At 74.1% G+C, this 11449-nt stretch carries 9 protein-coding genes; 3 read left to right on the top strand and 6 right to left on the bottom strand.

Annotated elements, in window-relative coordinates; all coding sequences use genetic code 11:
* Nucleotides 1-19: 19 nt before the first annotated feature.
* The 4 genes from ACIHEI_RS13745 to ACIHEI_RS13730 form a co-directional block, all read right to left on the bottom strand.
* On the bottom strand, nt 20-973 hold the full coding sequence (locus ACIHEI_RS13745) for a Ppx/GppA family phosphatase (RefSeq protein WP_396606772.1): 954 nt from the start codon (nt 971-973) through the stop codon (nt 20-22).
* Nucleotides 974-1022: 49 nt separating this feature from the next.
* Nucleotides 1023-2300, bottom strand: a complete 1278-nt coding sequence (locus ACIHEI_RS13740; RefSeq protein WP_396606771.1) for an SUKH-4 family immunity protein — start codon at nt 2298-2300, stop codon at nt 1023-1025.
* A complete protein-coding gene (locus tag ACIHEI_RS13735) occupies nt 2297-5554 on the bottom strand; it encodes a toxin glutamine deamidase domain-containing protein (protein ID WP_396606770.1) in 3258 nt (1085 codons plus the stop codon). Before ACIHEI_RS13735 ends, ACIHEI_RS13740 begins: the two co-directional genes overlap by 4 nt.
* Nucleotides 5555-5619: 65 nt before the next feature.
* Complete coding sequence (locus tag ACIHEI_RS13730; RefSeq protein WP_392949725.1) at nt 5620-5964, bottom strand: WXG100 family type VII secretion target; 345 nt, start codon at nt 5962-5964, stop codon at nt 5620-5622.
* Nucleotides 5965-6143: 179 nt separating this feature from the next.
* Between ACIHEI_RS13730 and ACIHEI_RS13725 the strand changes: the two genes are divergently transcribed.
* Complete coding sequence (locus ACIHEI_RS13725; RefSeq protein ID WP_396606769.1) at nt 6144-7043, top strand: hypothetical protein; 900 nt, start codon at nt 6144-6146, stop codon at nt 7041-7043.
* A 191-nt stretch (nt 7044-7234) separates the two neighbouring features.
* Here ACIHEI_RS13725 and ACIHEI_RS13720 read toward each other — a convergent pair whose 3' ends face one another.
* Entirely contained in the window at nt 7235-8398 is a 1164-nt protein-coding gene (locus ACIHEI_RS13720; protein WP_392949730.1) for an NADH-quinone oxidoreductase subunit D, read from the bottom strand.
* 14 nt (nt 8399-8412) lie between these two features.
* A complete protein-coding gene (locus tag ACIHEI_RS13715) occupies nt 8413-9414 on the bottom strand; it encodes an SAM-dependent methyltransferase (RefSeq protein WP_396606768.1) in 1002 nt (333 codons plus the stop codon).
* 105 nt (nt 9415-9519) lie between these two features.
* Between ACIHEI_RS13715 and ACIHEI_RS13710 the strand changes: the two genes are divergently transcribed.
* Both ACIHEI_RS13710 and ACIHEI_RS13705 read left to right on the top strand, forming a co-directional pair.
* A complete protein-coding gene (locus tag ACIHEI_RS13710) occupies nt 9520-10743 on the top strand; it encodes a sensor histidine kinase (RefSeq protein ID WP_396606767.1) in 1224 nt (407 codons plus the stop codon).
* Between the two features lie 14 nt (nt 10744-10757).
* On the top strand, nt 10758-11447 hold the full coding sequence (locus ACIHEI_RS13705) for a response regulator (protein ID WP_392949738.1): 690 nt from the start codon (nt 10758-10760) through the stop codon (nt 11445-11447).
* The last annotated feature ends 2 nt before the right edge of the window (nt 11448-11449 follow it).

Below are 11449 nucleotides of genomic sequence, written 5' to 3'. Positions count from 1 at the left end.
GTTGCTACCGCCCGCCGGGTCACGCTTCGATTGCGACCCGGCTGTCCTGGCCGTCCATGGTGTCGAGGCGGCGCAGGATGATGCCCTCGCGCAGCGCCCACGGGCAGATGTCCAGCTCGTCCAGGCCGAACAGGTCCATCGCGGCGTCGGCGACCAGCGCGCCGGCCAGCAGCTGGCGGGCGCGGCCGAGCGAGACGCCGGGGATGCGGGCGCGTTCGGCGGGGGTCATGGCGGCGAGGCGGGGCAGCCAGGCGGAGAGGCCGGCCCGGGTGAGCTTGCGGGGGACGCGGACGCCGGCGCCCTCGGGGGCGGCGCCGGTCATCCGGGCGAGCTGCTTGAAGGTCTTGGAGGTGGCCACCGAGTGGTCGGGCGCGCCGAGGCGGGCGATCTCGCCGACCGCGCCGGCGATCTCGGCGCGGATGTGCCGCCGCAGTTCGCGGATGTCGCGGGGGTCGGCGACGTCGCCGGGGAGCCGGGAGGTGAGGCGTCCGGCGCCGAGCGGCAGGGAGGTGGCGACGTCGGGCTGTTCGTCGAGGCCGCAGGCGATCTCCAGGGAGCCGCCGCCGATGTCGAGGTTGAGCAGCCGGCCGGAGGACCAGCCGAACCAGCGGCGGACGGCGAGGAAGGTCAGCCGGGCCTCGTCCTGGCCGGACAGCACGGTGAGCGCGACGCCGGTCTCGTCCTCGACCCGGCGCAGCACCTCCTCGCCGTTGCTGGCCTCCCGGACGGCGGAGGTGGCGAACGGCAGCAGGTCGACGACGCCCTTGTCCTCGGCGACCCGCAGCGAGGAGGCGACCATCGAGACCAGCCGTTCGATGCCGATCGGGCTGATCGCCCCGTCCGCGTCCAGCAGCTCGGCGAGGCGCAGGTCGGCCTTGTGGGAGTAGGCGGGCAGGGGGGCCGCACCGGGGTGGGCGTCCACCACGAGGAAGTGGACGGTGTTGGAGCCTACGTCGAGCACACCGAGTCGCATGACCGTCCAACTTAGCCCAGACCGGTGACCTCCCGGGGTACCGGTGGGGTCACAGCAGTCCGTCCCAGAGCTGTTCGACGATGACCGCCCACCAGTTCTCGGGGTTCCGCAGCGCGGTCCGGTCGAGTGCGGCCAGCGCCCACTGGAACTCGGCGACGGCCGGGCCGGCCTGCTCGGGCGGCAGGTCGCGCAGGCGCGGGTAGCGCTCGGCGAGCAGCGCGAGGCAGCGGGTGAAGGCGGTCAGGTCGGCGTTGGTGTAGCGGGCCTCGCAGGTGTCGGGGTCGACGGCGCGGATCCGGCCCTGCGCGGTGTCGACGGTGAACAGCGCCCAGCCGTCGGTGCCGAGCAGCCGCTGGCCGATCAGCGCGGCGCGGGCCGCGGCGGTGGCGCGGCGGCCGCGGCCGAGCGCGCCGAGGTGTTCGGTGAGGTCGGGCAGGACGGGTCCGGCCTGCCCGGCGATGCCGTCGCTCTCGGGGAGGTGGAGGGTGAAGAACCCGGCCACCACCCGCGGCAGGCCGGTACGTTGCAGGGCGCGGGCGGCGGCCTCGGGCAGGTCGGCGGCGAGCACCGCGGTCTGCTCGAAGCGGTGCGCGCCGTCCTCGCCGAACAGCGCGGCCAACCGCTGCCCGAGGCCGTTCTCGTCCTCGGGCTGGGCGGGCGGCACGGCGAGCGGGAACGGCACCCGGTTCCAGTGCCGGCCGGTGCGGGCGGCCAGCGCCCGGACGGCGGCCGCCCGGTGGTCGTGGCGCGGGCCGTACGGCTGCTCGAACTCGATCCGGACGCCAGGCAGCCGGGCCGCGATGACGTGCTCCCAGTAGCCGCCGGGGAGCATCGACAGCCGCAGGTCGGTGCGGAGCGCGATCAGGTCGTCGAGGGCGACGCCCTGCGCGGACAGCTGCTGCCAGGCGCGCAGCGCGGGGTGCGGGTGGCCGTGCGCGGAGTGCACGGCGAGCGACTGGGTGACGCCCTTGCCGTCCCGGTAGCTGAGCGCGGCCCGGGTGCCGGGGCCGGTGACGGGCGGCAGCGCCGGGTGGTGGCTGCCGGCGCCGAGGCGGTCGCGGTAGAGCCGCTCCACCTCGGGAACCGGGACGGACGGGAAGACGGTGAGTTCGCCGCTGACCCGGTCGACCACGGCGCAGGCCGCGCCGATCTCCTCCGGGGCGCGGCGCACCCCGGTGAGCGGGTCGGTGAGGATCGGCGCGGGCTCCGGCCAGAGCACCCAGCCGAGGTCGAACTCGTGGCACCTGACAGGCCGCGAAGCCTCCTGCGGGAGGTCGCCGTTGACCCAGCGGTGGGCGGTGGCGAGGGCCTGTTCACGGCTGATCATCGGTTGGTGCTCCCGGCGGTGCGGTGGATGGTGAGACGGGAGCGCGGCGGCGCTGCCGCGGGCGGGACGTCCGCGGCCGGTTCCTCTGCGGGGGCGCCGGCCATGGCGGGCACCGGCTCGGCCACCGCGTCGTCGCGGTCCCCGGTGGGGACGGCGACGGTGACGGGCAGCGGAGCGGACAGGTCGATCGGCCGGTCGGCGGCGTCCACCGCGATCGCCCACAGGCCGTGGTCGGCCGGGTAGAGCGGGGTCGGCGCGGCGTAGCCGGTCTGGTGGTCGAGGTAGCTGAGCACGCCCTTGTGGTTGACGGCGTTCCAGGTGTGCGAGCGGCCGAAGCCGTCGACGGTGAGCAGCACCGCGCGGGTGCCGGTGCCGTGCGCGAGCAGTGCCTGGCCGAGCTTGCCGTGCGCCTCGGCGCCGTCGCCCAGGTCGAGGAAGCGGGTGCCGAGTTCGAGCTCGGCGCGGTCGCGGCCGCCGCGCTCGCCGGCCGGGCCGTCGGGCAGTCGCGGCGCGGCGCAGGTGGGTGCGGTGCCGAGCGTGTCGACGGCCGAAAGTGCCACGTCCACACAGTTGTTGGCGCGTCCGCTCTCGGTCGGGCCGCCGCCGTTGAGGACCTCGATCCACTCGCCGACCATCGGGTCCGGGAATGGCGCGGGGGTGCGCCGCACCACCTCGGCCTGGTGCGCGGGATCGACCGGGCCGAGCCCGCCGGGCAGCCCGTACGGGCGGCTGTCGGCGAGGGTGCGCACCACCTGCTCGGCGGAGCCGGGCCGCACCACGCCGCCCTGCCCGCCGCCGGAGAGCACCAGCCAGGCCGCGGACGCCTGGTGGAGCGGCGCGCCGGACTCGTCGGCGGGGCTGTGCCGCCGGACGTCCGGCAGCGGGTCGTGCCGGACGGGACCACCGGGGGCCTGCTGACCGATGCCGCCGCCGCCCGTGGGCGGGACCGGGCCGGTCACCGGACGGGCCGCCACCGGGCGGCCGTCCGCCGCGTGCTGGCCGACACCGACCACCGCGGCCGCACCGCCGCCCTGCCCACCCGCGCCGGGGGCGCCGGGGGTACCGGCCGCAGCGCCGGGAGCACCCGGGGTGCCGGCTGCCGCACCGGCCGCAGCACCGGGGGCGCCGGCGGCACCGGCCGCAGCGCCCGGGGCACCGGGGGTACCGGCCGCGCCGGGAGTGCCGCCGGAGGCACCGCCGACCGGGCCCGCACCGGCCACCGGGCCGGCGCCGACCGAACCGCCGACCGAACCGCCGACCGGCACGCCGCCGCCGGCCGGGGCGGAACCGCCGCCGACCGGGCCGAGCTGGATGGACGAGCCGCCACCCGAACCGCCCGAACCGCCGAACACCGAACCGGGGTCGCCGCGGTGCACACCACCGCCACCGCCACCGCTACCGCCGGACGACCAGATGTCACTGCTGTCCACCGACGGCGGGAGGTGCGGCGCGGGCGGCGTCAGCACCGAGTCGACGTGCACCGACACCGGCCCGTGCGACGAGGAGGGCGAGGGCGAGTCGCTCGGGGACCAGCCGCCACCGCCACCGTAGGAACCACCGCCACCGCCACCGCCGCCGTACGAACCGCCACCGCCACCGCCGCCGCCACCGGACGAGCCGCTGTGCGAATTGCCGTACACCGGAGCCGAGTTGTTCTGGTAGCCGCCGGAGTTGCCGCCACCGCGGTGCCCACCGCCGCCCGCCGGAGCGGACTGCGACTGGCCGCCGCCCTGGTCCTGGCCGCCCTGCTGGTCGAAGATCGCGCCGTCGAGCTTGCCCGGGAGCCCGTTCAGCGGGGAGTTGCCACCGGACATGTTGCTGCCGGGTCCGTTGCCGCGGCCGTTGCCCTGGCCGTTGCCGTTGCCGTTGCCCTGGCCGTCGTGGCCGTTGTGGCCGTCGTGGCCGTCGTGGCCGCCCTGGCCGTTGTGGCCGCGCGTGCCGTCCCCGTACGGGCTGTTGTTCTGGCCGTCGCCGATCGGCAGCGGCTGCCCGTCCTTGCCGAGCACGTCGAGCGGGCGGCCGTCGGCGCCGAACTGCACGATCTGCCCGTTCGGGCCGACCGCCTGCATGTCCGCGTTGACGGTGACGGCCTGGCCGTTGCTGCCGATCAGCAGGTGGCCCTTCTGGTCGGCGACCAGGCCGGAGACCGGGGTGCCGTTGGCGGCCATCATCACCGGGTGGCCGTCGTCGTCGAGCTTGGGGTGGCCGTCCAGGCCGAGGGCCAGCACGATGCCGGTGCCGACCAGCGCGCCGGTCAGGCCGACCAGCACCGGCTTGCCGTCCTTGCCGAGCAGCGGCTTGCCGTCCTCGCCCATCGCCACGCCGCCCACCGGGGTGCCGTCCGGGCCGACCAGCTGCTGGGTGCCGTCGGTGCCCTGGGTGACCTTCAGGCCCTCGACGCCCTTGACCCGCTGGCCGTCGTCGCCGACCAGGATCGGGTTGCCGTGCCGGTCGGTCTTGACGGTGCCGTCGGCCTTCAGCTCGGCGTGCACGCCGGCCACGCCGGCGACCTCCACCGAGCGGGCCACTCCGGACTTCGCCAGGACGCCGGTGACCTGACCGGACCGGGCGGCCATCGAGCTCTCGCGCTTCTCGCCGTGCAGGCCGCGGCCGTCGGCCTGGGCGATCCGCTCCAGGGCTATCAGCGGGGGCTCCTTGGCGAGCGACTTCGCCGCCTCCGCCATGTCCCGCTCGAGCTGCTCCAGCAGCTGTCCGATCTTCAGCTTGGCGTGCTCGACGGCGGCCAGTTCCTCGGCCTCGGCGACGCCCTCCTTCACCAGGCCGGCCGCGCCGGACACCAGCCCGGAGATCAGGCCGCCGGAGACGATGTCCTTGCCGGCCTGGGCGATCTGCGCCTTGGCCTTCGCCTCGGCCGCGTCCGCCGCCCGGATCTTCTCGGTCAGCTCCTGCAGCACCGCGATGATCTCGGCCTTGCTGTGGTCGACCACGCCGGCCGCCTTGTCCAGCGCGCCGGCCACCAGGCCCGCCGCCGCCGAGGCGTCGTCCAGCTGGCCGCGGCCGCCGCCGCTGAACTGCCGCCAGTGCGTGGTGAACGCGTCCACCGCGGGGCCCTCGTTCTCCCCGGACACCCGCTGCGCGGCCGTGTTGCCGCGCCGCACCAGGGCGTCCGCCTCCGAACCGAACTCCCGCCACAGGCCGGCCGCCCGGCGCAGCCCGTCCTCGTCCGCCTGTGGCCACGCGTGGCCGGTCCGTGCCAGCGCGGGGGCGAGTTCCTCCGGCAGGTTCCTGGACACGTGCTCCCCCTTCGGGTGGTGCGGTTCGGCGTGCACAGCCGCCCGCCGCGTGCTCTGACTGCGGTTCAGGCCCGGCCGGTTGCGGTCGGGTGGTTCGACGAAGGCGCGTTGAAGTCCGCGCTGACCTCGCTGTCGGTGCGCTCCATGCTGTCCGCCATGCTGTGCAGCCCCTGGCCGATCCGGCCCAGCCGCTCCGACAGACCCTGCAGCCCCGCCAGCACGCCCTCCCGGGCCTCGCCGTACGCGGTACCGAACGGCTTGCCCGGAGCGTCGCTGCCCCACGGCGCACCCAGCGCCGCCAGCCCGCTCTCCAACTGCTTCGCCGCACTGCCGAACTCGTTCGAGACTGTCTCGAACTCCTTTGCCTCGCCGTGGAGTTCCCACGACCGGATGACGACCTTGTCGCCCATGTGCACTCCCCCGTGCAAGGGCGCTCATGCGCCCGACCTACCCCCGGCTGGGCCATCCTAGGGCCGCGCACGGCCGCCGCCGCCCGGGCTGCGGCCCTTTTCACAGCCGTTTCACCTACGCCGCCCACGGGCAGCCCCGGAAAACCCCCCAACCCCGGCAAACCGGACCAAAAGCCGCGATGCCCCTCCGCCCTCGCCCCGCCAGGCCATACCCTTGCCGGGTGGCACCAGCTGAGAACAAGAAGTCCAAGAAGTCCGGCAAGGCAGGCAAGGCCGACGGCGCGGCCAAGGCCCCGGTCGTCGACCTGGCGATGCCCACCGTCCGCGAAGTCGCCCTCGACTTCCCGCGCGCCTGGGTCGAGTTCACCGACCCCGCCGACGAGGACCAGGTGTTCCGCTGCGACCTCACCTGGCTCACCTCCAACTGGGGCTGCATCTTCGGCAAGGGCTGCCACGGCATCCAGCCCGGCCGCGGCGCCTCCGACGGCTGCTGCACCCTCGGCGCCCACTACTCCGACGAGGACGACGAACAGCGCGTCACCGGACACGCCGCCCGCCTCACCCCCGACATCTGGGAACACCACGCCGAAGGCACCGACGCCAAGGGCCGGATCCGCCGCGACGGCGGCATCACCATGTTGGACGAGGACGGCGACCGCCAGACCCGCCGCGTCAACGGCGCCTGCCTCTTCCTGAACAGCCCCGGCTTCCCCGGCGGCGCCGGCTGCGCCCTGCACGTCCTCGCCCTCCGCGAGGGCCTCGAACCCCTGGAAACCAAGCCCGACGTCTGCTGGCAACTCCCGATCCGCCGCACCTACGACTGGATCGACCGCCCCGACGACACCCGCTACCTCCAGGTCTCCATCGGCGAATACGACCGCCGCGGCTGGGGCCCCGGCGGCCACGACCTCCACTGGTGGTGCACCAGCTCACCCGAGGCCCACAACGCCGCCAAGCCCGTCTACGTCTCCTACCGCCCCGAACTCATCGAACTCATGGGCCCCGAGGCGTACGCGACACTCGTCACCCTCTGCGAAGCCCACAACCCCAAGCTGGCGCCGCACCCCGCAGGCATCTAGGGGGCGTGCATTCAGGGGCCCGGGGAACGGCGGGGCCGAGACTGCGGAGGATCAACGGGGCACGAAAAGGCCCCGTAGTTTCTGGTCCCCGTCCTTGACCCGCCGCAGACACGACCCCCGCTGTCTCCGACCACCAGCAGCCCGGCCCCGCCGTTCCCCGGGCCCCTGATTTGCCTCCCCGTCCGCCTTCCCTACTTGTCGATGTCCCCCACCACGAAGAACATCGACCCCAGAATCGCCACCATGTCCGCCACCAGCGTCCCCGGCAGCAATTCCGTCAGCGCCTGAATGTTGTTGAACGACGCGGACCGAAGCTTCAGCCGCCAGGGCGTCTTCTCCCCGCGCGACACCAGGTAGTACCCGTTCACCCCGAGCGGGTTCTCGGTCCACGCGTACGTCTCACCTTCCGGCGCCTTGAGCACCTTGGGCAGCCGCAGGTTGATCGGCCCGGCCGGCATCTCCACCAGCCGGTCCAGGCACGCGTCCGCCAGCGCGAGCGAGTTCTCGGTCTGTTCGAGCAGGCACTCGAACCGGGCCAGGCAGTCCCCCTCCTCCCGCACCGGCACCCGCAGTACGTCCTGCAGTTCGCCGTACGCGAGGTACGGCTCGTCGCGTCGCAGGTCGAAGTCGACGCCGCTGGCCCGGGCGATCGGCCCGGTGACGCCGTACGCGTGCACGTGTTCGCGGGAGAGGACGCCGATGCCGGCCGTCCGGCCGCGGAAGATCTCGTTGCCGAGGACCAGGTTCTCGAAGACCGGCAGCTGCGAGCGGACGACGCCGATGGCCGCGCGGACCCGGCCGAGCCAGCCTGCCGGGAGGTCCTCCTTGAGGCCGCCGACCCGGTTGAACATGTAGTGCATGCGTCCGCCGGAGGCTTCCTCCAGGACGTGCTGGAGTTCTTCGCGGCCGTTGAAGGAGTGGAAGATCGGCGTGATGCCGCCCAGTTCCAGGGGGTACGAGCCGAGGAACATCAGGTGGTTGAGCACCCGGTTCAGCTCGGCCAGCAGCATCCGCAGCCAGACGGCGCGCTCGGGGACCTCCATGCCGAGCATCCGCTCGACGGCGAGGACCACGCCGAGTTCGTTGGCGAAGGCGGACAGCCAGTCGTGCCGGTTGGCCAGCATGATGATCTGCCGGTAGTCACGGGCCTCGAAGAGCTTCTCCGCGCCGCGGTGCATGTAGCCGATCACGGGTTCGGCGGAGATGATCCGCTCGCCGTCGAGGACCAGCTTCAGGCGCAGCACGCCGTGCGTGGACGGGTGCTGGGGGCCGATGTTGAGCACCATGTCGGTGCTGCCGGGCTCCCCGGGGAGCGTCTGCGCGCCCGGGCCGATGCCGACCGTGGTCTCCGTCATGCCCGTCGACTCCTTCATGAGGGGAGAGTCTGCCATCCCGGCAGGCCCGCGAGGTCGTCCGGTACCGGCATGCGGACGGCCTGGACCAGCCAGTGGAATGCTCCGAGCCCGGCCGGGTCGGTGAGTTCGGCGGCCTCGCCGGCCCCGCCCAGGGCCCGCAGGTAGCCGGCCGGGTCGGTGCTGGCGAGGGCGAGCGGCGGGCGGGCGCCGCTGACGCCGAGCGCGCGCAGGGCGGTGCGCTGGGTGGTCAGCAGCACCGGATGAGCCGGGACCGCGGCGGCGTCGAGGGCGACGTGCGCGGTCAGGTCGCAGCTGCCGTCGGGGACGGGTGCGGTCTCCCGGCCGTCCCGGAAGCCGGTGAGGGTGCCGAACGGGGGGCGGGTGTCGCGGGTGTGTGCGTAGTCGACGGCCACCGCGAGGCCGCGTTCCAGGGCGCCGACCGCCCCGGCCCAGGCGGCGTCCCGGGGGCCGCCCAGCTCCACCCGTTCCCCGGGCCACCACTGTGCGGCCCAGGCCGCGTCGTCCGCATCGAGCGGTTCACCCAGCCGTTCGTAGCCGTCGGGGGCGACCTCGAGGTACCGCAGCTGCCCGTCCTCGTCGCGTTCGGCGAGGTCAAGGGGGACGTTGTCGAGCCACTCGTTGGCGAACAGCAGGCCGGTGACGCCGGACGGCAGCTCGGGGCCCCAGCCGATCCCGTCGGGCAGGCCGGCGGGGCGGTCGGCGAATTCGACGGCGTGGAACGCGACCCGGGCGCGCAGTTCGGCGGGCAGTGCGTCACGGACGGCGACCGTGAGTTCGCCGCGGCCGGCGCCGACGTCCACGAAGGCCAGCCGGTCCGGCGAGCCGAGCGCGGCGTCGACCCCTGCCAACAGGCGGGCCACCGCGCCGGCGAACCGGGCGGAGGCGTGCACGGAGGTGCGGAAGTGCCCGGCCGGGCCCTCCGGCCTGCGGTAGAAGCCGCCGTCGGGCCGGTACAGCGCGTGTTCGATCGCGGGCCGCCACCGCATCCATGTCATAGCGGGCGACGTTACCCGGAGGAGGGGATCTCCACCTTGGGGAGTAGCACCGGATCGCTCTCCCGACGGACCTGAACACGCCATCCGACTCCCTAGGCTGGACCTGTGCATCGACTCAACGCCTGGCTCCGCCGACATCCCATGGTGGTCGACTCCGCCTGGGCACTGATGGTGCTGTTCCCGGGCGTGCTCGTCGCGCTGGACCAGGCCACGCCCGACGGATATCGGCTCTCCGGCGCCGCGAGGTTCCTGGCCGTCGCGGTCGCGGTGATCCTGCCCGGACTGATGGTCGTCCGGCGGCGCTGGCCCGACGTCACCACCGCGGTGGCCGTCGTCCTCGGCATCGGCCAGGTCGCCCTCGTGATCGAACCCGGCGCGGCCAGCATCGGCTACTTGGTGTTCGCCTACACCGGCGCGGCCTTCGGCAGACGCTGGACGCCCTGGCTGGCACTGGTCGCCAGCCTGGCCGCCGGGCCGCTCACCGTCTGGCGGCTGATGCCGACGTCGCCCGATGCCCCGAACGACACCTTCGCCAAGCGGGTCCTGGTGGCCGCACTGATGACCACCCCGTTCGTACTGTGCTGGGCGTGGGGCCGGCTGACCCGGGTCCGCCGCGCCTACCTGATCGAGCTGGAGGACCGGGCCGCCCGACTGGAGCGCGAACGGGACGCCCAGTCGCAGGTCGCGGTCGCCGCCGAGCGCGCCCGGATCGCCCGCGAACTGCACGACGTGGTGGCGCACAACGTCTCCGTGATGATCGTCCAGGCCGACGGCGCCGCGTACGTCATGGACTCCTCCCCGCAGCAGACCAAGGAAGCGCTCGGCACCATCGCCTCCACCGGCCGCCAGGCGCTCGCCGAAATGCGCCGCCTGCTCGGCGTGCTGCGCACCGCCGACACCACCGGCGAGTACGTGCCGCAGCCCGGCGTCGAGGAACTCCCCGAACTGCTCGAACAGGTCCGCACGGCCGGCCTGCCGGTCGAGTTCACCGCCACCGGCGAGGCCCGCGAACTGCCCCGCGGCCTGGAGCTCACGGTCTACCGGATCGTCCAGGAAGCCCTCACCAACGTCCGCAAGCACGGCGGCCCCGACGCCCACGCCACCGTCGCCGTCGACTTCCGGGACGGCGACCTGGAGGTCCTGGTCGAGGACGACGGCCGCGGCAGCACCCGCGAACAGCTCGCCACCGGCGGCACCGACGGTCTCGGCCACGGTCTGATCGGCATGCGCGAACGGGTCGGCATGGTCAGCGGAAGCCTGGACGTCGGGCCCCGGCCCGGCGGCGGCTTCCGGATCCGAGCCGTCCTCCCCCTCAAAGTGTCCAAGTGAAGGAGACCCGACCGATGCCGATCCGCGTAATGCTGGTCGACGACCAGGAACTGCTGCGAACCGGCTTCCGGATGGTCCTGCAATCGCAGGGCGACATCGAGATCGCCGCCGAGGCCGGTGACGGCCAGCAGGCACTCGACGTCCTGCGCACCGCCGACGTCGACGTGATCCTGATGGACGTCCGGATGCCCCGCCTCGACGGCGTCCAGGCCACCCGCCGCATCTGCCTCGACGACCGCGGCACCCCGATCGAGGGCGCCCCCCGCGTCCTCATCCTCACCACCTTCGACCTCGACGAATACGCCTTCGCCGCGCTCAAGGCCGGCGCGTCCGGCTTCCTGCTCAAGGACGTACCGCCGGCCGAACTGGTCGCCGCGATCCGCGCCGTCAACGGCGGCGACGCGGTGGTCGCACCCACCACCACCCGCCGCATGATCGACCGCTTCGCCGAGGTTCTGCCCACTCCCACCGCGACGCCCGGCTCCGCCGTCCTCACCCCGCTCACCGAACGCGAACGCGAGGTCTTCCTGCTGGTCGCCCAGGGCCTCTCCAACGGCGAGATCGCCCGCCGGCTGGTCCTCTCCGAAGCCACCGTCAAAACCCACGTCGGCCGCATCCTCGCCAAGCTCAGCCTCCGCGACCGCGTCCAGGCCGTCGTCCTCGCCTACGAGAACGGCCTGGTCCGCGCCGGCGAAACCCCCTGACC

The sequence above is a fragment of the Kitasatospora sp. NPDC051984 genome, assembly GCF_044593455.1.
Lineage (GTDB): Bacteria > Actinomycetota > Actinomycetes > Streptomycetales > Streptomycetaceae > Kitasatospora.
This window is presented reverse-complemented; position numbering and strand designations above follow the sequence as displayed.